Annotated in this window: 23 protein-coding genes; 4 read left to right on the forward strand and 19 right to left on the reverse strand. The window is 69.5% G+C overall.

Features of this window, described 5'->3' with window-relative positions; all coding sequences use genetic code 11:
* The 3 genes from csb2 to rmuC all read right to left on the reverse strand — a co-directional run.
* Positions 1-680 (reverse strand): type I-U CRISPR-associated protein Csb2 (csb2, locus tag QN163_07205; protein ID MDR5683794.1); only part of this gene is annotated, 680 nt, incomplete at its 3' end.
* A 2-nt stretch (positions 681-682) separates the two neighbouring features.
* A complete protein-coding gene (cas7u, locus tag QN163_07210; GenBank protein MDR5683795.1) occupies positions 683-1966 on the reverse strand; it encodes a type I-U CRISPR-associated RAMP protein Csb1/Cas7u in 1284 nt (427 codons plus the stop codon).
* Positions 1967-2029: 63 nt separating this feature from the next.
* A complete protein-coding gene (gene rmuC / locus QN163_07215) occupies positions 2030-3571 on the reverse strand; it encodes a DNA recombination protein RmuC (GenBank protein MDR5683796.1) in 1542 nt (513 codons plus the stop codon).
* Between the two features lie 475 nt (positions 3572-4046).
* Here rmuC and QN163_07220 point away from each other — a divergent pair, with 475 nt between their 5' ends.
* Entirely contained in the window at positions 4047-4451 is a 405-nt protein-coding gene (locus tag QN163_07220; protein MDR5683797.1) for a helix-turn-helix transcriptional regulator, read from the forward strand.
* The gene (locus QN163_07225; GenBank protein ID MDR5683798.1) at positions 4448-5305 is read left to right on the forward strand and encodes an ImmA/IrrE family metallo-endopeptidase; all 858 of its coding nucleotides are present in this window, start codon (positions 4448-4450) and stop codon (positions 5303-5305) included. Before QN163_07220 ends, QN163_07225 begins: the two co-directional genes overlap by 4 nt.
* Positions 5306-5328: 23 nt before the next feature.
* Here QN163_07225 and smc read toward each other — a convergent pair whose 3' ends face one another.
* From smc to QN163_07240, 3 genes are all read right to left on the reverse strand, one after another.
* A complete protein-coding gene (smc, locus tag QN163_07230) occupies positions 5329-8904 on the reverse strand; it encodes a chromosome segregation protein SMC (protein ID MDR5683799.1) in 3576 nt (1191 codons plus the stop codon).
* Between the two features lie 130 nt (positions 8905-9034).
* A complete protein-coding gene (locus QN163_07235) occupies positions 9035-10171 on the reverse strand; it encodes a glycosyltransferase (GenBank protein MDR5683800.1) in 1137 nt (378 codons plus the stop codon).
* Between the two features lie 25 nt (positions 10172-10196).
* Positions 10197-10601: a helix-turn-helix domain-containing protein gene (locus QN163_07240; GenBank protein MDR5683801.1), complete on the reverse strand. Its 405-nt coding sequence runs from the start codon at positions 10599-10601 to the stop codon at positions 10197-10199.
* Positions 10602-10840: 239 nt separating this feature from the next.
* Between QN163_07240 and QN163_07245 the strand changes: the two genes are divergently transcribed.
* Together QN163_07245 and thiI are read left to right on the forward strand one after the other, a co-directional pair.
* Positions 10841-12004, forward strand: coding sequence for a cysteine desulfurase family protein (locus QN163_07245; protein ID MDR5683802.1), 1164 nt, complete (start codon positions 10841-10843; stop codon positions 12002-12004).
* A 188-nt stretch (positions 12005-12192) separates the two neighbouring features.
* Positions 12193-13377 (forward strand): tRNA uracil 4-sulfurtransferase ThiI, encoded by a 1185-nt coding sequence (gene thiI, locus QN163_07250; GenBank protein ID MDR5683803.1) that lies wholly within the window; start codon positions 12193-12195, stop codon positions 13375-13377.
* A gap of 16 nt (positions 13378-13393) precedes the next feature.
* On the opposite strand, the gene QN163_07255 is transcribed toward thiI, so the two are convergent.
* The 13 genes from QN163_07255 to QN163_07315 form a co-directional block, all read right to left on the reverse strand.
* Positions 13394-14602 carry an ABC transporter permease gene (locus QN163_07255; GenBank protein MDR5683804.1) on the reverse strand — a complete coding sequence of 403 codons (1209 nt, stop codon included), beginning with the start codon at positions 14600-14602 and terminating at the stop codon, positions 13394-13396.
* Between the two features lie 30 nt (positions 14603-14632).
* The gene (locus QN163_07260) at positions 14633-15391 is read right to left on the reverse strand and encodes an ABC transporter ATP-binding protein (protein ID MDR5683805.1); all 759 of its coding nucleotides are present in this window, start codon (positions 15389-15391) and stop codon (positions 14633-14635) included.
* Positions 15388-16869: an efflux RND transporter periplasmic adaptor subunit gene (locus QN163_07265; GenBank protein ID MDR5683806.1), complete on the reverse strand. Its 1482-nt coding sequence runs from the start codon at positions 16867-16869 to the stop codon at positions 15388-15390. Before QN163_07265 ends, QN163_07260 begins: the two co-directional genes overlap by 4 nt.
* 36 nt (positions 16870-16905) lie before the next feature.
* Positions 16906-17475, reverse strand: coding sequence for a PadR family transcriptional regulator (locus QN163_07270; GenBank protein ID MDR5683807.1), 570 nt, complete (start codon positions 17473-17475; stop codon positions 16906-16908).
* A 46-nt stretch (positions 17476-17521) separates the two neighbouring features.
* The gene (locus tag QN163_07275; GenBank protein MDR5683808.1) at positions 17522-18415 is read right to left on the reverse strand and encodes a Ppx/GppA phosphatase family protein; all 894 of its coding nucleotides are present in this window, start codon (positions 18413-18415) and stop codon (positions 17522-17524) included.
* A 37-nt stretch (positions 18416-18452) separates the two neighbouring features.
* Positions 18453-18680 (reverse strand): mycothiol system anti-sigma-R factor, encoded by a 228-nt coding sequence (gene rsrA / locus QN163_07280; protein ID MDR5683809.1) that lies wholly within the window; start codon positions 18678-18680, stop codon positions 18453-18455.
* Positions 18670-19332 carry a sigma-70 family RNA polymerase sigma factor gene (locus tag QN163_07285; protein ID MDR5683810.1) on the reverse strand — a complete coding sequence of 221 codons (663 nt, stop codon included), beginning with the start codon at positions 19330-19332 and terminating at the stop codon, positions 18670-18672. Before QN163_07285 ends, rsrA begins: the two co-directional genes overlap by 11 nt.
* Before the next feature lie 237 nt (positions 19333-19569).
* Positions 19570-20025: an Rrf2 family transcriptional regulator gene (locus tag QN163_07290; GenBank protein ID MDR5683811.1), complete on the reverse strand. Its 456-nt coding sequence runs from the start codon at positions 20023-20025 to the stop codon at positions 19570-19572.
* Positions 20022-20414 (reverse strand): M67 family metallopeptidase, encoded by a 393-nt coding sequence (locus tag QN163_07295; protein ID MDR5683812.1) that lies wholly within the window; start codon positions 20412-20414, stop codon positions 20022-20024. Before QN163_07295 ends, QN163_07290 begins: the two co-directional genes overlap by 4 nt.
* Positions 20415-20494: 80 nt before the next feature.
* Positions 20495-21436 (reverse strand): cysteine synthase, encoded by a 942-nt coding sequence (locus QN163_07300; protein ID MDR5683813.1) that lies wholly within the window; start codon positions 21434-21436, stop codon positions 20495-20497.
* A 45-nt stretch (positions 21437-21481) separates the two neighbouring features.
* Complete coding sequence (locus tag QN163_07305) at positions 21482-22303, reverse strand: hypothetical protein (protein MDR5683814.1); 822 nt, start codon at positions 22301-22303, stop codon at positions 21482-21484.
* Positions 22300-23703: a cystathionine beta-synthase gene (locus tag QN163_07310; GenBank protein MDR5683815.1), complete on the reverse strand. Its 1404-nt coding sequence runs from the start codon at positions 23701-23703 to the stop codon at positions 22300-22302. The genes QN163_07305 and QN163_07310 overlap by 4 nt, the downstream gene beginning before the upstream one ends.
* Complete coding sequence (locus QN163_07315; GenBank protein MDR5683816.1) at positions 23700-24002, reverse strand: ubiquitin-like small modifier protein 1; 303 nt, start codon at positions 24000-24002, stop codon at positions 23700-23702. The genes QN163_07310 and QN163_07315 overlap by 4 nt, the downstream gene beginning before the upstream one ends.
* Positions 24003-24016: the final 14 nt, after the last annotated feature.

Below are 24016 nucleotides of genomic sequence, written 5' to 3' on the forward strand. Positions count from 1 at the left end.
AAGCGCTTCTTCGCCGTGCGCCGGGTTTTGGCGTCTCCATCTTCTGCGGCGACGAGGAGCGCTGCGTACGTCTCCACCGCCGCCTCGTTGTACCGCCGCTCGAGGTCTGCGAGCAGCCCGGGGCCAGGGACCCGCAGGTGGATCTCCGCACGCTCGTCGTCCGGGATCCAGTTGGGCTCGCCGGCTTCCTCTGGGGCCGCTATCCACATCTGCACGAGCGACATCGAGTGCCCGACCCGAGTGACCTTGGTGACGAGCGCCGCCAGCGCACGGGCCACGGGTTCCGGCGCCACAGCGTCGGGCCAGACGAGATACACCCGGTCCTCGTCGAGCCAGGCCCGTGCGAAACTCCGCGGCTGGCGGTCGCGGGCGAGTTGAGGAACGGACTGGATGACGGCGGTCGGCGGGTTAGTCTTGTCGCCCGGCTTGTCGTTGACAGGCACGTAGTGCGTGACGACCGCCCGTGGCGCGTGCGCGGGCGCGCGCAACGAAGGCGGCGGAAGCGACTCCAGCCACTCGAGGGCCTGGCGTTCCTCGGGGGCCTGCCCCGTCTGGAAGTGCGCCGCCGCGAGCGCCATGAAGATCCGCGCGGGATGGGGCGGCCACTCGGGGCGATCCCGCGCGTCAGCTTCACTCGCCGCGACAAACCCGTTGAGATAGCGAATTCCTACGGCGAGCACCGTCAGGCCTCCGGAGCGGTCTCCTTCATCGCTTCGATCTGACTCAGCCGAACGAGCTCCACCAGCTCCGGCAAGGGCTTCAACACGATAGGTTCCTCGGGCCAGGGGAGCCCCTGCTCCTTCGCGCGAGCCGCTGCCTTGCACAGCAGCGCGACCGCCTCGTCGCCGCTGAGCGTGAAGCGCTGGGGCTCGGCGCCGGGCCGGTCGAGCAGCTCCCACACCATCGGTCCGTCCGGCCACAGGAGACAGCGTGATCGCAGGTCGGTGCCGGCCTCGAAGGCGAGCGTGGCAGCAGTGAGACCGAGCGCGGCCAGGACGGTGCGCGCCGCCACGTCCGTTTCTCCCCGCGGCGGCTGGCCATCGAGGGGGAATCGCAACCGGCGCAGCGCAATGAGCGACAGCGTGGTCGTCTGCTCCGCGTACTCGATGGTGAGGCCGGAGTTCGGCAACTCGAACGGCACGCTCGACAGCCCGAGCTTCGACGGCTGGACGGCCCCGCGCTCGTTCGCCTCGGCCACCCGGAATGTCGTCCGATCCTCAGAGGGAATGACGCGCACGTTCTTGCTCGTTTCGAACGGGTCGCGCCGCACGCCGCGGGCCCGATAATCGGCTTCCCACGCCGCCCCCACGCCCACGATCTCCGAAACCAGGGCCCGCTCGAACTTGGCGCCGAGTCCGCCTTTCGGGCCGGTCGAGTCCCACATGCCGAAGACGAGCGCCGTGGGGCAGAGCTCGAAGAGCGGCGTCGCGTTCGCCAGACCTACCGCATTGAGCGTCTTGCCCCTCGGTGACTTGCGGAACGGTTGGCCGTCGAGCTGGCTGTAGCGCAACGTGGCGTCCGCCAAGCGATGGGGGACCTGCAAGCTCGTAATCCGGCCGACCTTGTCGATTAGCCGTCCAGCCGCCTTGTCCGCCTCGAGGTCCCCCGTCGGGTCGTGCTCCGAGAAGTCGACGACGATGAGGGGCAGCCTGAGCCGGCCGGCATCCACCGCCTCCTGGAGCGCAGCCTCCATCCGGTTGGCCTGGCTCTGCACGCTGTCGAGCAGAACACATGTGACTGGCTCGTCGCGCCCAGGAATGCGTCGTTTCTCGATGGCATACATCGCCCCTGCAAAGGTCGGCGGAAACACCTTGTCGCCTGGGCCACCAGCGGGCTGGAGCCGCCGACGGCACCGGAACGCCGCCGCAGCTCCCACCACGGCGTTGTGAAGGACGTCCAAACTCAAATCAGTCATCTCCTTCGCCTCCCGATCGTGTCGTAGTCCCCCGGGGACCTCCCGATGCATTGAGATCCGAGACTCGACGCTCCCGGTGGCTCCGAGGTCGCGACGGCCCACAGACGTTTTCCACTACCGTTCGACCTCGTCCGCTGCCCGGGGGTCACCCTCACCTCCTTCCGGGTCCGGGGAAAGCTCCGGAGCCGTGAGGGGGCGCGGGAGAGCTTCGACTGGCTGCAGGTCAGGCAGTTGCGCGCCGTCGGGCGCGGCCCGCAGCGCTTCGAAGCGGCGTGCGGAGACCAGTACCCTGTTCTCGAGTGCGCCAACGGAAGCGTTGTACGCTTCCACGGTGCGGCCCAGGCGCCTGCCGACCGTCACCCAGTGTTCGGCGAGGTTGGCGATGCGCTCGTACAGTTGTTTACCCAACTCGGCCACCTGGTAGGCGTTTTGCGCGAGGGCTTCCTGCCGCCATCCGTACGCCACGGCCTTTAGCAGGGCGATGAGGATCGTGGGGCTGGCGGGGATCACCCGCTGGCCGACGCCGAACTCAATCAGGCCGGGGTCCACCTCCAGGGCCGCGCTGAAGAAGGCCTCGCCCGGGATGAACATGACGACGAAGTCGGGGGTGACCTCGAACTGGTCGAAGTAGGACTTGCGGCCCAGGTTCGCGATGTGGTTGCGCACGTGGGTCGCGTGCTGGGCGAGCAGGCGACGGCGGCTGTCCTCGTCGGGAGCTTCGATCGCGCCCAGGTAGGCTTCGACCGGCGCCTTGGCGTCCACGACCAGACGCCTACCGCCGGGCAGCTGCACGATCAAATCGGGCCGCAGACGGCCGTCTTCTCCCTGACCGGTGGCCTGCTCGACGAAGTCGCAGTGGGGCTGCATACCGGCCATCTCGACGACCCGTTGCAGCTGCAGTTCGCCCCACCGGCCGCGCGCGGTCGGCTGCCGCAACGCCTTCACCAAGTTGGCGGTCTCGCTGTGCAGCCGCGGCAGGTGCAACTCCGCAAGCTCCCGCAACTGCTGGGTGAGGGCGGCGTAAGCACTCACGCGCTGCCGCTCCAGATCGGCCAGGTAGGTGCGGACTCTGTCCATCTGTTCGTGCAGCGGCTTCACCAGGTCTTCGACCGCCTTCTGACGGGCACCGAGGTCCGCCTGGGCGGCCTGCTGGAACTTCGCGAGGTTCTCGCGCGCCAGCTGCAGGAAGGCTTCGTTGTTGGTTCGCAGCGCCTCGGCCGAAAGCGAACGGAACGCGTCGGAGAGTTTCGTCTGCGCTTCGTTGAGCAGCGCGAGCTTCTCGTCGGTCGCACGTCGCTCGTGTTGCAGTTGCCCCTGCAGCTCGGCCAGACGGCTGCGCAAAGTCGTCAACTCGCTCTCGCGTTCGCCAGCGACGGCCTCCAGGTCGCGGATCCGTGCGGCTTCGGATTCAGCGGCCGCACGGCGCGTGGCTTCCTCGTGGAGGCTGCGGCGCAACGCCTCTTCCCGGCCCGAGGCCTCCTCGAGCCTACGCGCCTGTTCCAAGCGCTCGGTCTCCAGACTGCGTACGCGCTCGCGCAACGCCGCCAGTTCGGATTCGTCCCGTCGGCGCCGTGCTTCAGCACGAGCCCACACGACGACGGCCGCGGCGAGCGCGCCCATCAGGATCCCGATGCCGAACTCGAACCACGCGGTCACCGCTGCCTCCCGGTGACGGGTCGGCCATCACCGCCTAGCCGTGTGCACCGGCTCCTCTCCGGAGTGAACGCGCCGCCTGCCAGTTTTCGCACCCCGATCCCGATTGACTCGTATGCCCAGGTGGTCCGGCCAGATCTCGCGAAGCAAACGCTGCGGCGACGTTGGGGACTGTGGGGAGCTTGGGACCCCTGTGGTTCCGAAATTCTCTGACCGTTTTTCTACGCTACAGGTAGCACACGGCCGTCAGCTCGTCAAACAACTTCGGTGTGGATCCACGAGAGGCCATCCGACCGGCGGCGAACGCAGACGGCGTGGATGTCAATACCCCTCCGGGCGGCGTTGGTACCGTGGGTCATTCCGGTTCGGCACCGAGACGCCGGAGGACGCGGCGCCGGCGTACTGCCGGGCTCCGCATGGCCACACGTCCCGCTCCGTGGTGTTCTGGATCGATCAGCGGGGGCGTTACAATGGGCGCATGCGGCTGCACGAACGCCTCCGCGAGGTGCGGCGCCACCGCGGCCTGACTCTCGTCGACGTCCGCGAGAAGACCGGCCTGTCGGTCTCTTACCTGTCCGACCTGGAGCGGGGGCGGTCCAACCCGAGCTTCGAGACCCTCGAGCGGCTGGCGCGGGCCTACGATATGTCGGTGCTGGACCTGTTGTCCGGCGTGGAAGAAGCCGGCGAGGCGACGCCCGAGGGGCTGCCCCCCGGTCTGGCAGAACTCGTGAAAGAAGGAAGAGTGGACATCGAGACGGCCCGCGACCTGAGCCGGATCGAGTTGCGCGGCCGTAGGCCCCGCACGAAGGAAGATTGGGAGTTGCTCTACCTCAACATCCGACGGCTGCTGATCCCCCCGGACGACCGGACCTCCGAACCGTGACCCCAGACGACGAACTGGAAACCCGGATGATCGACCTCGTGCGGCGCGTCTGCCGCGAGCACCCCAGCTGCCATGATCCCGAAGCTCTGGCCACAGCGCTCGGGTTGCGCACGCTGCGAGGCGACCTCGCAGAGTGGGAGGGCGGCCTGGTGGGGGACGCGGTCGTTGTCGACCCGAGTCGCCCTGCCAGGCGGGCCCTGTTCACCGCCTACCACGAGATCGCACACCACCTGATCCGTCGGGACGATTCGCTGCTGGCGCTGCTGCACGACCAATACCCCCGCCAGGAGGATTTCGAACGCACGTGCGAGCGTCTGTGCAACATCGGCGCGGCCGAGTTCCTCGTGCCGCGGGACCTCGTGGTGCGCACGTGGCGCGAACGCGGTTTCGGGATCCGCCTGGTGCCGGTGCTCTACGACGCGACAGGGGCTTCGGCCACGGCGGTGTGCGTCCAACTGGGGTTGCTGGCTCCTCACGCATGCGTTGCCGTTGTCGCGCGGATGGTCCGCATGGTGGACGGCGAGCAGGCCGCACTGCTGCTTGGCGCCGAGGAGCGGACCGGGCTTGCGGTCGACGTCAGCGTTTCGTCCCGGTCCATGAAGTACTCCGTCGCGCGGGGGACACCGATTCCGCCAGGACACCTGCTGCACACCGCCGCACGCGCCCACGAGCGAGAAGTGGTGGCGGGCAAAGACCGGATTCCGTTCCGGACGGGAAGGGCGTGGGTCGTGGACTGCGAAGCCCTCAGGCTGAGAAGCCAGGTCTTTGCGTTGTTCCACGCGAACCGCAAGCCCGATTGGAACCCCGACCAGGTCCTTTTGCCTTTCGGTTCCGGCTCACCGTGGGGTCTCTGACACCTGGTGTCAGAGACCGTTTGCTACCGGGCGGCTACGGGTTCGCGGGCCGCGGTCTCTCGCTCGGCCATCCGAACTGAGACGATCGAAGACACACCCGGTTCATGCATCGTCACCCCGTACAGGACGTCGGCGGACTCCATCGTCGCCTTGTTGTGGGTGATGATCACGATCTGGGTGCGTCGCGACAGTTCGTGCAGCAGATCGGTCACGCGGCGGGTGTTGACGTCGTCGAGAGCCGCCTCGATCTCGTCGAAAACACAGAACGGACTGGGGTGCACACGCAGCAGCGCGAACACCAGGGCCAGGGCAACCATCACCCGTTCCCCACCCGACAGCGCACCCAAGGACTTCACCTTCTTGCCGGGGGGTTGGGCGAGCATCTCGATCCCCTCTTCACCTTTGTCGTCGGTGACGATCCGCAACGAGGCGGTCCCGCCGCCGAACAGCCGGCGGAAGCAGTCGGCGAACTGGGCATCGACCGCGTCGAAGGTCTCCGCGAACCTGCGCTTGAGGATGTGCTCCAGACGTCCGCTCAGCTCGAGCAGCGCCTCCCGCGCGGCGGTCAGGTCGTCGGCCTGGGCGCGCAGCTCTTCGCAGCGCGAGGAGACCTGCTCGTACTCGTCGATCGCACGCAGGTTCACCTGCCCCAGCGACGCGATCAACCCACGCAGGCCCTCCAGCTCGTCGAGCAACGCGTCCCGGTCGATCCGGTCAGGCGATGCGGCCTCGGCCTCTTCGAAGGGGATCCCGTGCTCGTCGAGGATGCGCCGCGCGGCGGCTTCCTGCTCGGCTTCGAGTTGCGCGCGGCGGACCTCCAGACGGTGCACGCCTTCTTCCTGCTCACGCTCGGCGGCGCGCGCGGATTGTGAGCGCGCCTCCAGTTCGACGATCGCGGCTTCGAGGGCGTCCCGCTCGGTGCTCAGCGTCTGAATGCGCTCCCGCGCGTGGGCTTCCGCGTCGCGCAGTACATCCAGGCGCGACTGGGCCGCGGCGTGCTCGGCCTGGAGATCGGCGGACTGCGCCGCCCCTTGCGCGATGTCCGAGCGCAACGCCGCTGCGCGCGCCTCTATCCTGGTCAGGTCAGCCTCCCGCTCCTGCAGCCGCAGACCCAGGCCCGTATGCGCCGTCTCGGCTTCGGCAACCCGAATGCGCAGGGCGGTCAACTCATCCCACACTGCCCGACGGGCTTGCTCGGCGGACTCGGCGCGCTCGCGCGCCACTGCCAGCGCGCGCTCGGCCTGCCCGAGCTCGGCGTCCAGCGCGGCGAGGTCGGCCTGCAGCCGCTGTTCCTGCGACCGAAGCTCCTCCAGCGCCACGCGCAATTTGCCGTAGCGCACCTCGAGGTCGTGCTCGACCCGCGGGCGGCGGCTGAGCTCTTCGGCGACCATGGCCGCCGCTTGCCGGGCTCGCCCGAGCCGCGCCTGCTCCGCATCGACCAACTCCGAGGTGGAGGAGATCCGGGCGTCGAGGCGGGCGAGTCGCTGGGTGACCTCCTCCCGTCGCGCCTGCAACTCGGCGGCGCGCGCGTCGGCGGCGGCGATCGAGCATCGGAGCGTCGCGATCTCCTGCGGACGCCCCAGTGGTCGGTTGTCGCCTCTACGCCCGCCTGACAGCACGCCGTCGGGGTCGAGTACCTCGCCCGCCAGCGTGACGATCCGGCCGCCGTAACCGGCCCCGCGCAGACGCAGCGCGGCGTCCAGGTCGTCGACGACCACCGCCCCGCGCAGGGCGGCGCGCACGAACGGTTCGACCATCGGCGCACACCGCACCAGGTCGAACGCGTCGCCGACCACATCCGATCCGGCGGGACGGTCCGGCGCGTTGGGGGCGTCGGGCACCGCATCCAGCGGCAGGAGCGTGGCGCGGGCGGTGCCGTGTTCGCGCAGGTACTCCAGCGCCGTCCGCGCGGCGGCCACCGAGTCGGTGACGAGTCCGAACAGCCGGTCGCCGAGCGCGGCCTCCACGGCGGCGCGGTGGTCGCGGTCGGTGTCCACGAAATCGACGAGCGCGCCGCGCACCCCCCTGAACCGTTCGGGTTCGGCGCGTTGGGCGAGGAGGACTTCTCGGGCGCCCTGTTCGTAGCCTAGCAACTCCGCCTGCGCCTCTTCGAGCAGCCGCAGACGGGTCAGGTGCGCCTGCCGATCAAAGGCGATGGAGTGCTCCCGCGCAGTGATCCGGTCCAGCTCGGCGGCGAGCGTGCCGCGCTCGGCGCTCAGCTCGTCCAGTGCGGACCGCGCCGCACGTAGACGCTCGGAGACCGCGGCGACCTCGCGTTCCAGGTCGGCGCGCCGGGTCTCGGTCGAAACGCGCTCTTCTTGCATCCGTTCCAGTTGCGCGCGGGCGTCGTGCTCCTGGGACCGCACGGCGGCCATCCGTTCTGCCAGGGCCGCGAGTTCTGCCGCGGTCTGCGAGCGGGCGCGCTGCAACTCCACCAGATCGGAGCGGGCTTGGTCCGCGCCGACTTCCGCGTCGTGCAGATCCCTCGTCGCGCCCTCGAACCGGGCTTCGGCCTGCGCGCAGGTCGCGCGCAGCGCGATCACCTCGGAGCCCAGCCTAACGTGCTGCGACCGCAGGTCTTCGACCGCGGACGCCGCGCGCTCGCGATCCGCTTCGATTTGGGCCAGGTCCTCCCGCAGCCGCTCGCCGCGCTCGGTCGCCGCCCGCAGCCGCTCCCCAACCAGATCCATGGCCCTGGCCGCCTCGCTGAGGCTCCCCACCGCCTTCACGAGTTCCTGCTGGGCGGCGTCGTGCGCGCGCACCACCTCCTGCAGGCGCTGGCGGGTCTGGGTCAGCTCGCGCTCTGCGGTGCGCACCTCCTCCCTGGCGTGGTCGCGGCGCTGGGATGCGGCCTCGTACTGCGCGGCGACGCGTTTGGCCGCCGCCCGCAAGCGACGGGTTTCCTCCACACGTATGTACAGTTCGGTCTGCTTTGCCCTCCGTTCGTAGTCCCGGTAGCGTTGTACGACCTCGGCCTGGGATGCCAGGCGGTTTTTCTGGTCGTCGAGTTCGGCGAGGAGGTCGGTGATCCGCACAAGGTTGTGCTGCGCCTGGAGCAGGCGGCGCTCGGTCTCCCGCAGCTTGCGCTTGTAGCGGGCCAACCCGGCGGCTTCCTCCAGCAGCGCACGCCGCTCTTCGGGTGAGGCGTCGAGGATAGCGTCCACTTCGCCCTGTCCGATCATCGCGTACGATCGGCCGCCGAGCCCCGTGCCCAAGAACAGCATCTGGATGTCGCGCAACCGGCACGGTACGCGGTTGAGGAAGTACTCCCCCTCCCCGGCCCGGGTCGCGCGGCGGGTGACGGTGATCTCCGCGAAGTCCACGGGGAGCATGCCGGACTCGTTGTCGATCGTGAGGTCGACCTGGGCGAGTCCGTGTGCGCGGCGATCGGCGGCGCCGGCGAAGATCACGTCGTCCATGCGGTGGGTGCGCAGCGCGCGCCACGACGTCTCGCCCAGCACCCAGCGGATCGCGTCGAAGATGTTGCTCTTGCCGGATCCGTTGGGGCCGACGATCGCGGTGATGCCGGGGCCGAAGTCGAGCTCGGTGCGGTCGGCGAACGTCTTGAAACCCTGCAGTTCGAGGCGCTTGAGGTGCATCGCGTTCCTCCGTGTGCGCTGCGTCAAAAGCTGCGGACTTCGGCGTGATCTCGCTGTGACGGCCTCAGCCCCTACTTTGAACCGCTGGCGCGGCGGTTGCAAGGCCCTCCGGGCGCCGGCAGCAGCGCCCCTAGCCGGTCCCGCCCGCTACCGACGCGTACACCCGCAGCGTGCGCTCCGTCACCGCTTCCGCCGAGTACGCCTGCGCCGCGCGGCGGCCCCCTTCCCCCAGGGTGCGACGGAGATCCTCATCGGCCAGGACGCGGCCGATCGCCTCTCCCAGCGAAACGGGATCGGGTTCGGTGAGCAGCCCGGTCTGCCCGTGCTCAACCGCCTCGACCACCCCGGCGGCGGCGACCACCACCACCGGAACGCCGCAGGCCATGGCCTCGAGTACGACCAGCCCCTGCGTCTCGGTCTGGGAGGCGAACGCGAACACGTCGGCGGCCTTCATCCACGCGATCGCGGATTCGTACGGCAGTTCACCGACGAACGTGACGTGGTCGGCGATGCCCATGCGCACGGCGAGGCCCTGGAGTTGGGGGAGGGCGGGTCCGCCGCCCACCATGACGAGGTGGGCGGGGTGCCGTGCCCGGGCGACGGCGAACGCCTCGAGCACCAAGTCCATGCTCTTCTCCGGAGCCATCCTCCCGGCGCAGACGACCAGGGGTGCATCGCCGAACGGTTCCCGAGAGATCGGAGGGATCCGTCCGATGGCGTTGAGGTCCAGGACTGCGGTGGGGATGACGTCGATCCGCGCTCGGACGCCGTGATCGCGCAGCATCCGGCCGATCACCCGGGTCGGGACGATCACCACGTCGCATCGGTCACAAAAGCGCCGCACGCGGCGACGCACCCACCAGCGCGCCAGCGGGGACGGGATCCCAGGCGCGTAGTGCACGTACTCCGCATAGAGGGTGTGGTGCGTGAACACCACCGGTCGGCCGTCGCGCACCCGCATCGCCAGGTGTCCGGCGACGAATGGGGAGTGCGCATGCAGCACATCCAGTCCCAGTTCCCTCTCGATCCGGCGCAGAGGCCCCACGGTCGGCAAGAGGACCGGGAAGTCCCGGTTTTTCCCGATGACGAGGGAAGGCAGCCTGTGCACGTCTGGCTCGTCGTCGACCTGACCGGGGTAGTGCGGGGCGAAGATGTGGACCCTGTGGCCGCGGGCGCGGAGGCAGCGGGCCAGGGTGCCGACCGAGTGCACCACTCCGCTGATCCGGGGGCGGTAGGAGTCGGTGAACATGCCGATGGTCAGAGCCACAGGAGCGGGCAGCGGACTCCGCACTTCACGAGTCCTGTCCCTCCATCAAGGCCAGCAGGTCGGAGAGGCGGAACCGACGCTGGCCGCCGGCGGTGCGGGTGCACCGCAGCTTCCCCTGGTCGGTGTAACGGCGGATCGTGGCCTTGCTCAGGTTCAGGATGAGCGAGGCTTCCTGGAGGGTGAGCTCGGGGTCCAGCAGCCGGCGGATGAGATCCTCTCGGCTTTCAGTGAAGGGACGTCGGCCTCCGCGTGGGGGACGCGGGGCGGGCACCTCGATGGGGAGGGCCTCCTGCCGGGCGAGCCGCGCCAGCCGTGACCTGGCATCAAGCCCCCCGCGGGTTGCTGCTCCGGTCCGGGAGTCGGGCCTGGTGGGCAGCACCTCACTCCCGTCAGTCGCCGCGTCGTCGCGTCCGGTCGCGCGTTCCGCCATACCTGCCGGGCCTCGGGGTTCGGTTTCCGAATGCTTGCAGAGGTTTTTCGCCAAAATCCTTGATCAAGTTCGGCCCATGAGGCGGAAATCCTGCCCGTTCCTGGTACGGGTTCCTGGTACTGGTTCCTGGTACGGGTTCCTGGTACGGGTTCCTGGTACCGGGAGCAGGGCCAGGCTAGGATGGAAAGGGTGGCCGGAGGGCGTCGCTGGAGGCAAAGTCTTGAAACTCGGAGATTCGGATGCGGAGGATCTACCTCGACAACAGTGCGACCGCGCCGCCGTTTCCGAAGGCGGTGGCAGCGGCAGCAGAGGTGTCGGCCGGCCCCTTCGGAAACCCGTCGTCCCTGCACCGCATGGGGATGGAGGCGGAAGCCGTCCTGGAGGAGGCTCGCCGCGTCGTGGCGGATGGCCTCCGAGCCGATCCCTCCGAGGTCATCTTCACGTCGGGCGGGACGGAGTCCAACAACTTGGCGCTGTTCGGTGTCGCCGCCAACCGCCGCCATCCGCACGTCGTCGTCAGTGCCGTGGAGCACTCCTCCGTGCTGGAAGCCGCACGGCGGCTGGCCGAGCGGGGTGTGGCGGTGGACGTGGCGCCCGTGGATGCCGACGGCCAGGTGCGGCTGGACGCGCTCCGAGAACTCGTCCGCCCCAACACGTCGATCGTCAGCGTGATGCGGGTGAACAACGAGGTCGGGACCGTACAGCCCATCCGTGAGATCGCCAGGATCCTGGACGATGTCGCAGCCCGCTACGGCCGTCGCCCGGTACTCCACACCGACGCGGTGCAGGCGTTCTGCCGCGTGGACGTCGATCCCAAAGCGCAGGGCGTGGATCTGGTGACGGTGTCCGCCCACAAGATCGGCGGCCCCAAGGGAATCGGGGCTCTGTACGTGCGGCGCGGCATCCGACTGGTACCGCTGCTGGTCGGCGGTGATCAGGAGGGTGGCCTGCGGGCCGGCACCCAGAACGTTCCAGGGGCTGCAGGCTTTGGGGCCGCGCTGCGCATCTGGCAGCAGTCCGGCCCCACCATGTTGGACCACCTTCAGCGCCTGCGCGACGTGCTGCGGGAAGCCCTGAACACGATCCCCGGCCTTGCGTGGAACACCCCCGCACAGGCGGAACGCACGGCCCCGCACATCCTGAACTTCTCGGTGCCGGGCCTACGGGGCGAGACGTTGGTTCACCGCCTTGCAGCGGAAGGGGTGTACGTGTCGACGGGGTCGGCGTGCCACTCGCGCAAGCCGCGCCCCAGCCACGTCCTCCTCGCAATGGGGCGCAGTGAACAAGAGGCGATGAGCAGCATCCGGGTCAGCCTGGGGCCGCAGAACACCGAGGCGGAAGTTCTGGCCGCCGCCCGGGCCATCCGGGCCGCCGTGGAAGATCTGTCGGCGGTCCGGCTGTAGCAGGGGGACCGCCGCCCGTGCAGCGTGCCTGGCACCGTTTGGGGTCGATTCCGACCAACCAGCACCCCACGATGACACTTCCAAGGGTGTCAGGCACCGTTCGTGCCGGCGGTAGCCGCCCCGGGGAAGGCGTTTGGCGCAGGTTGGTGTGCCTGGCACCGAGGAGTCGGTAGGATGGGGTCGTGGCGATGGAGAGCGTGACACTGGTCCGTTACGGAGAGGTTGGGCTGAAGCGGGGCAACCGCGCCTACTTCGTCTCCCGGCTGTGCGCCAACCTGCGTCGGGCGACCGGGCGGGCGGTGGAAAACCACTTCGACCACATCGTCATCCCCGGTCGGCTGGGCGTGAGCGCGCTGGACGCGGTCGGGAAGACGTTCGGCGTCGCCGCGTTCAGTCCGGCGGTGCGGGTACCGGCGGTGGTGGAACGCATCGAGCAGGCGGCGGAAGAACTCGTACGACAGCAGCTGGCCGCGGCAGAGCGCCAGGTCGGTGCGGCGACGCTGCGGGTCGAGACGCGCAGACGGGATAAGGCCTTCCCGCTGACGTCGTCCGACCTGGACCGCCACCTGGGTTCATACCTGCAGGGCCGGTTCGCCGGGCTGGGGGTCCGCATGCGCGCCCCCGACGTGCATCTGCGGGTGGAGATCCGTGACGCCGCCTACCTCTACACGGAAGTGCGCCCCGGACCCGGCGGGCTACCAGTCGGCACGGGAGGCGGCGTCGTGGGGCTACTGTCCGGGGGGATCGACAGCCCCGTGGCGCTGTGGATGATGGCCAAGCGTGGGATGGAGGTCACACCCCTGCACTTCCACGCATTCCCCTTCACCAGCGACCGGTCGCGCGACAAGGTGGTCGCCCTTGTCGAACGGCTGCGGGCGTGGTGCGGGCCGCTGCGGCTGCACGTCGCCCCGTTTGCCCACGTCCAGCGCGCCATCCGCGACAGCGTGAGCGAGCCGTTCTGGACGGTTGTGATGCGACGGACGATGATGCGGATCGCCGAACGCCTGGCCGACCAGGTGGGCGCGGACGCGCTCGTGACCGGCGAGAGTTTGGGGCAGGTAGCCAGTCAGACGATCGAAGCGGTGCGGGCGATCGGCGACGCGACGCGTCTGCCGGTGCTGCGCCCGCTGATTGGGCTGGACAAGCAGGAGATCACGGAGATCGCCCGGCGGATCGGCACGTACGAGATCTCGGTGCTGCCCTACGACGACTGCTGCACACTGTTCGTGCCGCGCCGGCCGCGCACTCGGCCCACGGTCGAGGAAGCCCAGGCCGCGGAAACGGGACTGGACGTGGACTCACTGGTGCGCGAAGCCCTCGCCGGTGTGGAGACGGTGGACGCCCCTAGGTCACCCATTCTCGCACGTCCGTAGTCCATCCCCAGACGCCCTACTCGTACCGCAAAGCGTCGATCGGGTTGAGGCGCGCCGCACGCCAGGCCGGATAGACGCCGAAGACGACGCCCACGACCACCGAGAAGCTGAAGGCCAGCACGACGATCGGTAGCGTGGCCGCCAGCGTCGGCGCCTGGCCGAGCAGCCGTGCGGAGATGCCCCACGAACCGGCCAGCCCCACCGCCATGCCCAACACGCCGCCCAGGAGGCTGATCACGACGGCCTCGATCAGGAACTGGGTGAGGATGTCGGCTCGGCGCGCCCCCAAAGCCTTGCGGATGCCGATCTCGCGCGTCCGCTCGGTCACCGACACCAGCATGATGTTCATGATGCCGATGCCGCCGACCACGAGCGAGATGGCGGCGATGCTGGACAGCGCGATGGTCAGGATGCGCAAAATCGCGTCCAGCGCGCCGAGGAACTGGCTCTGGGTGAGGACGGTGAAGTCCTCCTCACCGTGCTGTCGGCGCAACACCCGCTCGACTTCCCGCTTCGCCCGCAGGACGGATGCGGTGTCCTCCGCCTTCACGAACAGAAACGATGCGTAGTCGACGTTGAACAGCTGCTGCGACGTGCTGAAGGGGATGTAGATCCGATCGTCGAGGTCCACGCCCAGGACCTGCCCTTCCGGGCGGAGCACGCCGACGACTTCGAACGCGCGACCGTTGATCACGACCCGCCGGCCCACGGCCAGGCGCGCGTTGGGGAAGAGCGCCTGGGCGACGGTGGCGCCGACGACGGCGACCCGCTTGCGGCGCTGCATGTCGGCCTCTTGCAGGTAGCGGCCGATCTCAAGGCGCAGCCCGCGGATCGTCAAGTAGCCCGCGGTCGTGCCGACGACGGTCGTCACGCGCTTGCGGCCGGTGGCGGAGACCTCGACCGACGTCTGCAGCCAAGGCGCCACACCGGCCACCGCCCTTGCCTGCTGCGCGATCGCCTGGGCATCGTCGAACGTGAGCGTGAACCTCCCTTCCTGGGTCGCAAACTGTTCGCCTTCCCTCGCCTTGCCGGGGAGTACCCACAGCAGGTCCGGCCCGAGGCTCGCGAACTCGCCGACCACGCTCTTGCGCGCGGTCTGCCCCACCGACACGAGCGTGATGACCGCGGCGACGCCGATGATCACCCCGAGCGTGGTGAGGAACGACCGCAGTTTGTTGGCGCGTAGCGCCTCGATCGAGACGAGGAACGATTCCAGGAGGTCCATCTTCGGCGACCCGTTGGCGTGTGCGGTTCACTACTCGCCGATGGCTTCCAGTTCGCGCTCGGCGACGCGCGGTGAGGGCACCGGCTCGTCACGCACAAGCCGGCCATCACGCAAAAAGAGGATCCGGCGGGTGTGCTCGGCGACGTCGCGATCGTGGGTGACCATCGCGATGGTCACCCCGGACGCGTTGAGCGCCTGGAACAGCGCGAGCACTTCCTCCCCGGACCGGCTGTCTAGGTTTCCGGTGGGCTCGTCGGCCAGCACGACCCTCGGCTCGTTCACCAGCGCGCGGGCGATCGCCACCCGCTGCTGCTGCCCGCCCGACAGCTCGGCGGGCGTATGGTGGAGCCGGTCGCCAAGACCCACGCGTTCGAGCGCGCGGACCGCGCGCATGCGACGTTCGTAGCGCGACAGTTCCGCGTACAGCATCGGCACTTCGACGTTCTTCAGCGCGCTGAGCCGCGGCATGAGGTTGAACGTCTGAAACACGAATCCGATGCGGCGGTTGCGCACCTCCGCGAGTGCGTCATCGCTCATCCGGCTGACGTCCTGGCCGTCCAACAGATAGGTTCCGGACGTCGGGCGGTCGAGGCAGCCGATGATGTTCATCAGGGTCGACTTGCCCGACCCCGAGGGTCCCATGATCGCCACCAGCTCTCCCGGAGCGATCTCGAGGCTGACGCCGCGCAGCGCGTGCACCTCTACCTTCCCGAGAAGGTAGGTCTTTGTGATGTCCCGCAGCCAGACGACCGCAGGACGCCGTGGCGACGCCGAACCGTCCGCGCTCATCGGACAGACCGCACCCGTACCCGCAGCCCCTCGCGTAGCAGGGAGGGATCGGCCAGCGCGACGATTTCGCCCTCCCGCAGGCCGCCGACGACGACGGTGTCGAAGTCGTTGCTCTCCCCGGTGCGGACATCTCGCCGGCGCAGCACGGCACCGGCGACGACGTACACGTGCGGCCCGCCGTCTGCCGCCGCGACCACGGCTTCGACCGGGACGAGGACGGCGTCGCGCACGGTACGCAGGATCAGGTCGATGTCGACGCTCGTCCCGACGCGCATGCCCGCCGGCCCGTCGAGGTCCACGCGGACGCGCACGACGCGGCTGCCCAGGCGAACCTCCACCTGCCGGCCGATCCGTGTGACGCGACCGGTGAAGATGCGGCCGGGATAGGCGTCGGCGGTCACGCGCGCCGGCATGCCGACGCTCACCCTTCCGATGTCGGCCTCGTCGACCTCCGCACTCACCCAACCGCCCGGTTCGGCGAACGACACCACCGGCACCCCCGGGCCGACCGCCATCCCCACGTTGAGATACACCCTCGTCACCACACCGTCGAACGGCGCCGCCAGACGGGCGCGGGCGGCGCGGGCGCGGGCGGCACGCGCGGCCGCCGCCGCCTGTTGGGCGTTGGCCGCCGCGGACAGCGCCACGGTGCGGGCCTGCTGCACGCCGACCAGGGACGAACGCCAGGCGGCCTCGACCTGCCGGACGTTGGCCAGCGAGGCCTGCCAGGCCGCTTCGGCCTGGCGCACCTGTTCGCGCGCAGCGGCCACCGCCTCCGGACGGGCGCCAGCGCGCAGAGCCTCCAGCTGTGCGGCGGCCTGCCGGTACTGGGCTTCGGCGGTCTCCAGCTGCGTACGCGCCAAGTCGAGCTGGGCGCTGCTGATGGCGCCTTCGCGGTACAACCGTTCCTGGGCATCGAAGTTGCGCCCGGCCTGCTCCAGACCCGCCCGGGCAGCGTCCAGGGCCGCTTGCGCCTGCTGCAGTTCGGCCGGCCGCGCGCCCGCCTGGACCTGGGCGAGATTCGCCTGCGCGGCCCGCCACGCGGCTTCGGCCTGCCGGGATTGCTGACGCGCGGATTCGACCGCGGCGCGGGTGCGCTCGGCTTCCGCTGTCGCCGCCTGTACCTGCGTCTGCGCCCTCTGTGCTTCACTCGCCGCCGCCCGCGCTGCCGCCTCGGCCTGCTCGGCAGCCGCCACGACCTCGCGGTCGTCAATGGCCGCGACCACCTGGCCGGCGCGCAGCGCCTGGCCCTCGCGGACGTAGACGGCTGCCAACCTGCCGGGGATCTCGAAGGACAGCTCGACCGATCGCGTCTCGAAGGTCCCGGTCACCGGCAGTGCAATCTCCAGGTCGCCGCGGCGCACGCGGGCCGCGTCGATTTCCTCCGGCGCGCCAGGGAAGCCGATGCCCAGGGACCACAGCAGGCCGACGACGGCGGCCAGGACCACCACAACGAAGCCGAGACGGCGCAGGCGCATGGCGATCTCAGGCGGGATCTTGAGGGGTGGTGGCGGTCACCGGGACACGGCAGCGTCGAGTCTCGTGGCCAACTCCCGGAGACGCATCGCCAGGGCCTCGAGTTCCGAGCGTGCCGCCGCAGCGGCGGCGCCGTCCTGCGTGGCACGCAGGCGGTCCACCAGGTCGTTCACCTGCGCGAGGACGTGCCTCAGACCCTCCCACAGCTCGGCGACCTCCTGTTGGCCCTCCACGAACGCGGGCGAAAACGACAGCAGCAGGTCGACCCAGGGCAGGCGGCCGAGCAACGTCTCGGTCTGTTCACGCAGTGCCTCCCTGCCGTAATCGGTCAGCTCGTAGCGCTTCAGCCCGGCGCGCGCTTCGCGCATGCGGATGTAGCCCCGTCTAACCATCCACTCCAACAGCGGGTAGATCGACCCGGGGCTGGGCCTCCACACACCGCGCGTGCGGGCTTCGATCTCCGAGACGACCTCCGACCCGGACATCGGCTCGTCGAACAGCAGCCGGAGGACGGTGAACCGGATCAGCCCTCGGGGTGCCAGCAAACGGTCCTGGGCCGGTCGCCGACCGCGCAGAGCGCGCGCCGAGCTTACTCGGTCCGTCTCCATATCCTCATCCTAACACGACAGCCCGCACGGGCATCAAAGCCGCCGATCACAACTCCAGCAGCGCCCCCCAGAGCAGATCGGCTTCGCTGGCGACGATGTCGGGCAGGCCGATCTCCTCAAGCACGGTCTGCACGATGAGCGCACCCGCACAGATGACCTCCGCCCGTTGCGGCTGCAGACCGGGCAGTCGGCGCCGCAGCGCCAGCGGCATCGCACACAGTCCGCGCGCGATCGACGCGAGACGGCTTGCGGGGATGCGGTATCCGTGGACGCGCTGTGGATCGTAAGGATCCAGACCCTGATCGATCGCCGCCAGCGACGTTACCGTGCCGCCGACCCCGACCGCCTGGGCGGCACCGGCGAACGTCGAGCGGTGCGGGCGCAGCGCCGCCGACACGGTCCGGCACAGCGCCTCGGCCTCCACGTCCGCCACCGGATCGCTGCGGCAGAACCGCTCGGTCAGACGCACCGCCCCCAGCGGGAGGCTGACGCGCGAGCGGACGGCCTCACGCGTTCCAAGGACGAGTTCGGTGCTGCCGCCGCCGACGTCCACCACGAGCGCCGGTTGCGGCAGACCGTCCAGTCCGGCGACCACGCCCCGGAAGGCCAGATCGGCTTCCTGGGTACCGGTGAGGACCCTCAGGCAGATGGGGCTGAGGTCACGCTCTAGCGTGGCACGGTTGCGCGCCTCGCGGACGGCGCTCGTGCCGAAGACGACGACCCGCCTCGCCCCGGCCGCGCGCGCCTGATCGAAAAACTCCCGCACCGCCCGCACGGTGCGTCCGATCGCCTGCGGGGCGAGGATGAGCGCGTCGTCCAGACCCTCGCCCAGGCGGGTGATCTCCATGCGCCGGAGCACCGGCACGACGCGGCCTCCGGTGATCTCCGCGACGAGCAGACGCACGGAGTGGGTGCCGATGTCGATCGCGGCGCGGAGCACGCAGATAGCGTAGCAGAGGGACCGTGGACCGGGGGGACTACTCCGAAAGCCGGGCGACCAGACGGATGAGGCGGCGGCGTACGAGTTCGGGGGCGGGTTCGCAGCAGCAGCGCTGCAGGAGCCGCTTGAGGGCACCTTCGAAGCGGTAGTGGCCCAGGCACTCCGGACACACATCGAGGTGGGAGCGCAACTCGGCGCACACGCCGTCGTCGAGCTCGCCGTCGAGGAAGGCCCACAGCTGGGCTTCGAACTCCTTACAGTCCAACGGCCTCGCCCCTCGCTGTGCTGACACGGTGGTGGTCGCGCACGTAGTCCCACAGCTTGCGCTGCAAAAGCCGGCGCCCGCGGAACAGGCGCGACATCACGGTTCCGACCGGAACGCCGAGGATGTCGGCGATCTCCTTGTAGGAGAACCCTTGTAGGTCGGCCAGGATCACTGCTCCCCGGAAGTGTTCGGGCAGCGACTCCAGCGCCTCGCGGACTTCCTGCTCCATCACGTTGTCCAGCAGCTTCTCGGGGTCGCCCACCAAGCGCATCTGCTGGGACTCCTGGACCTTGGAGTACAGGTAGAAGTCCCCGATGTCCTCGACGTCGGTGGTTTCGGGCTCCCGCGTCGTCTTGCGGTAGCGGTCGATGTGGGCGTTCATCAGGATCCGGAACAGCCAGGCCCGCGCGTTGGTGCCCTCTTCGAACGTGTGGAACGAGCGCCACGCCTTCAACAGCGTCTCCTGGAGGAGGTCTTCTGCGTCCGCCCGGTTCCGCGTCAGCCGGAGCGCCGCGCCGTACAGCGCATCGAGGTGCTCCGAGACGATCGCCTCGAACCGTGCCCGCACGTCGCTCGCGTGCCGGGTCTCAGCCAGCCCGTTCCTCACGTGCCGCTCCTGTTTGGTGGTCAACGCCGCTTCCTCGCAGTCCATTCCCGCCTCGCAGCGCCGATCTGCCCCCAACCCGGAGGCCGACCGTGCCGAAAGGGAACAGGGCCCTCCTGGTCATCGCATCGTTTGGGGGCTTCACCCCGCGCCCACTCGGTCGGGCACGACCCGCGTCCCAGGAAAACCCTGTTCCGGAGGTGCGATCCCTGTTTTTCGCTTCCATTATAGCATCCCCCGTCACCCCCGATCGGGTGCACAGACCGGACGGGGCAGCCCGGGGCTTCAGGCGCGCGGAGCAACGGTGCGGTCGGGCGTGCGCGGCATCGACAGCGGATGTTCGGGCAGCAGGTCGGCCAGCGTGGTGCTGCGCAGCACCTGGTCGGTGGCTTCCTTGATCCGCAACCAAAGCGGCCGCAACCCGCAGCCGGGTGCGTAGATGCAGTTGGGATCGTCGGTGTCCACGCACTCCCACGGCGACGTCGTGCCCTCGAGCACCAGGAAGACCTCGTCGAGCCGGATCGCCTCGGCGGGTCGGGCGAGGAGGTGGCCGCCGTGCGGGCCGCGCTTGCTGACCACGAATCCGGCCCGGCGGAGGGTGCCCAGCAGCTGGTTGAGATAAGGCTCGGGCAGACCCTGGCGGCGCCCGATGTCGCGCGTCTGGACGGGTCCGCGGTGGCCGAACATGGCCAGATCGATGAGGGCCCGGATGCCGTACTCGGCGCGCGTGGAGATTCTCATCGGATCACCAGTTCCACGTCCTCCACCCGGCCGTCGGCGATGCGGTAGGCACGGACGTCGGGCTCGGCAGCGGCCAGCGAAACGATGACGTAGGCCACATCCGGGTAGTAGGCACGCGCGACGTCGGTCCGGGACGGCACCGCGGGGGAGGCGGGGTGCGAGTGGTAGATGCCCACCAGGTTCAGGCCCTGAGCTTCCATGCGGGGGATCTCCAGCAGCTCCCGAGGATCCATTCGGTAGGTGAGGGGGCTGCGGTCGACGTTGGTGCCGCGGAAGACGCGCTCGACCCGCCCCTCGCGACCGAACAGCAGGCCACAGCACTCGTTGGGCGCCTCCTGCCGGGCGTGCGCCACCATCTCCACCACCTGCCGGGAGGTCAGCGTCAGCATCCCCCTTCTCCCCTCCAGCATAGCAGACCGGGGGCCGCCCTCGGGGTCAGGGAGCCAGCCCGCCCGAGCCCATCACGCCGTCAGGTGACGTCCCTCCACAGCGCGGTGCTGAGGTACCTGTCCCCGCCGTCGGGGGCGAGGGCTACGATCACCCCCGAGGGGATCTCGCGTGCCACGCGCAGCGCGACCTCGACGGCGGCGCCGGTCGAGGGGCCGACGAACAGCCCCTCCTGCCTCGCGAGCGTGCGCGCCATCCGGTACGCCGACTCCGTGTCCACACCGACCTTGCGGTGGTGGACCGACGGGTCGTAGATGCCGGGCCGGATCGACGTCGCGATGTGTTTGAGTCCCTCGATGCCGTGCAGGGGATCGTCGGGCTCGACCGCGATCACCTCGACGGCGTCCGAGAACTCCCGCAGCCTGCGGCCGACCCCGACCACGGTACCGGTCGTGCCCAGCGTGGCGACGAAGTGCGTGATGCGGCCCTCGGTCTGCGCGATGATCTCCGGGCCGGTGGTGTCGTAGTGGGCCCGCCAGTTCGACGGGTTGTTGTACTGGTCCGGCTTGAAGTACCGGTCGGGATCCCGCGCGTGGATCTCGCGCGCCAGGAGGATCGCCCCGTCGGATCCTTCCAGCGGGTCGGAACAGACGATTTCCGCGCCGTAGGCGCGGATGATCCGCTTGCGCTCCTCGCTCGCGTTCGCCGGCATCACCAGGGTCACACGGTAGCCGCGGGCCGCCCCGATCATCGCATAGGCGATGCCGGCGTTGCCTGATGTCGAGTCGAGGAGGACCTTGTCCGGCGTCAGCCGGCCGTCGCGCTCGGCGTCCTCGATCATCCGCAGTACCGGCCTGTCCTTGACCGAGCCGCCTGGGTTGAACCACTCGGCCTTCACGTAGACCTCGACGGCTTCCGGCAGGCCTTGCTTCAGCCGACGCAGGCGCAGCAACGGCGTGTTGCCGATCCGATGCAGGATCTCCTCGCCGATCGGCGGTCTGCGGAGTTCGAAGCGGTACGCCATAGGGATCGTCGGGCTCGCGCGGCCTCCGGTCCGCGCCGCGGATTCTCACTCGTCGAACAGGAACGTGGGCTCCGCGTAGTAGCGGACCCGGCCCTCGAGGAGCTGGGCACCGATCCAGCCGTGCATCCACGCCGTCTTGGCCTCCGCCGGTTCCGGGTCGGTCAGCCGTCCCAGCGGCAGGTTCACCCGCAGCGCGCGGCCGGGGATCACGTGCCGGGTGATACCCGTCGGCAGCTTCGCATTGTCCTGCGCGATGCGAATGATCTCCGTCTTGTCGAACGGCGGGAAGGCGACGAGCAACCCCACGGAGCCGTACTCGGCAGCGAGCGCTTGCGGGTCGGCTGCGGTCACGCGGTGGATGCGCGCGACACCGCGGTAGACGCCGACCAGACGGGCGAGCCTGTCGGCGTCCTGCTCCAAAGTCGCAGCGCGGGGCACCTCCAGCGCGCGCCCTCCGATCGCGACGTAGGCCAGGATGTCGCGCTTGTCCAGCCGATCGGCCGCAGCTTCCGGAGTGGTCCACGCCAGCGGCATGCCCAGCGCGTCCTCGAAACGGCGGGCGGCGTCCGGCAGCGGTTCGGTGAGGAGGTGACGCCACGTAGACAGACAGACGGCGGGATCCTCGTACTCGACAACCTGCACGAGGACGTGGGGCACCCCCAGGGCGATCAGCGCCGAGGTGCGGTTCGCGCCGTCGAGGACCACCGCACGCCCCTCGTCAGTCAGCGCGGCCACGGGAGGGTTCTTGAGCACTCCTTCCCATTGCAGGCGGCGGGCGAGGCGTTCGACACGCTCGGGGTCGCACTCCTCGTGCAGCAGCACCCGGCCAACCGGCACGAACCGCAGATCGGGGACTGCGCCCGTCAAGGCACCACCCGCTGGCTGAGGAAGTCGATGACGTCGATCTTGGTGACGATGCCGCGCACGGCCCCGCCCTCGGTCACGATGACGGCGTTCGTCGTCAGGAACAGCTCGGCCAGGTCCTCGATCGCGGTGTCCGGCGGCACCGTCACCGCGGCCGGATCGGTGACCGGACGGATGGCGTCGTTGGGCCCGTAGGCGCCTTCGAGCAGCGCATTCAGCAGGTCCACCTCACTGATCATCCCCACGAGCCGGCCGCCTTCGAGCACGGGCAACTGGGAGACGTCGCGCTGCTTCATCTTCGCGATCACCGAGGCGATCGTGTCGGTAGGTTCGGCGCAGATCAACTCCCCGCCCTTGGTGCGCAGCAGGTCCTCTACCGTTCCCACCTGGGACGCAAGGAAGCCATTCTCCCGCATCCACTCATCGGAGAAAACCTTCGAGAGGTAGCGGGATCCGGAGTCCGGGAGGACCACCACGACGCGCTTGCCCTCGCCGTGGTCCGGCAGCGAGCGCAAATAGCGCAGCGCTCCCGCCATCGCCGACCCGCTGCTCCCCCCGCAGAACAGACCCTCCTCGCGCACCAGCCGGCGCGTCATCAGGAACGACTCACGGTCGGTGACCTGGACGACCTCGTCGACGACGGAGAAGTCCATCGTCCCCGGCAGGAAGTCCTCGCCGATCCCCTCGACCTTGTACGTGTGGGCTTGGCCGAGCCGGCCGGTGCGGAAATATTCAGTGTACAGCGACCCGACGGGATCGACGCCGATGACTTTGACCGACGGGTTGCGCTCCTTCAGGTAGCGTCCGACCCCTGTGATCGTCCCGCCAGTCCCCATGCCGATCACGACGACGTCCACGCGCCCACCGCTCTGCTGCCAGATCTCCGGCCCGGTGGTCTCGTAGTGGGCACGCGGGTTGGCTGGATTGTGGTACTGGTCGGCGTAGAAGGCGTTGGGGGTTTCTTGGGCCAGGCGACGGCTGACGCTGTAGTACGAGCGTGGATCGTCGGGTGCCACGGCGGTCGGCGTGATGACGACCCGCGCACCGAACGCCCGCAGCAGCTGGATCTTCTCCTGGCTCATCTTGTCGGGCATCACGAAGATCGTGCGGTAACCGCGCAGCGCGGCCGCGATGGCCAGCCCGACCCCCGTGTTCCCCGAGGTGGCCTCGACGACCACCCCACCGGGTTGGAGCCGACCGGTCCGTTCGGCCTGCTCGACGATCGCGATCCCGATCCGGTCCTTCACCGAGCCGCCTGGGTTCAGAAACTCACACTTGGCGACGACGTCGGCGCGGATCCCGTGCGTGACGCGGTGCAGCCGCACCAGGGGCGTGTTCCCGACGACGTCGAGGATCGAGTCGTAGATCTGCTCGTGCAGGAGTTGCGGTGGTGAGACGCTCATGGCAGCACCCCGACCGGCGGCCGCCGAGCCCCGCCCGCCATCGCCGGGATGATCGAGACCTCGTCGCCTTCGGCGACTTGTGTCTCGCGCCCCTGTAGGGTGCGGATCTCGTTGCCGTTGACGAAGACGTTGATGAACGACTTGATCTCACCGGTTTCGTCGCACAGCTGCGCGCGCAGGCCGGGGAACTGCCGGTCCAGGGCCGCCACTACGTCGTCGACGGTCCCCGCAGGCACTTCCACCCTCGCCTGGCCTTGGGTCAGGCGTCGCAAGGGCGTCGGGAGGTATACGGTTGCCATCTTCGACCTCCGCT

The sequence above is a fragment of the Armatimonadota bacterium genome, assembly GCA_031432545.1.
Taxonomy (GTDB): domain Bacteria; phylum Sysuimicrobiota; class Sysuimicrobiia; order Sysuimicrobiales; family Sysuimicrobiaceae; genus Caldifonticola; species Caldifonticola tengchongensis.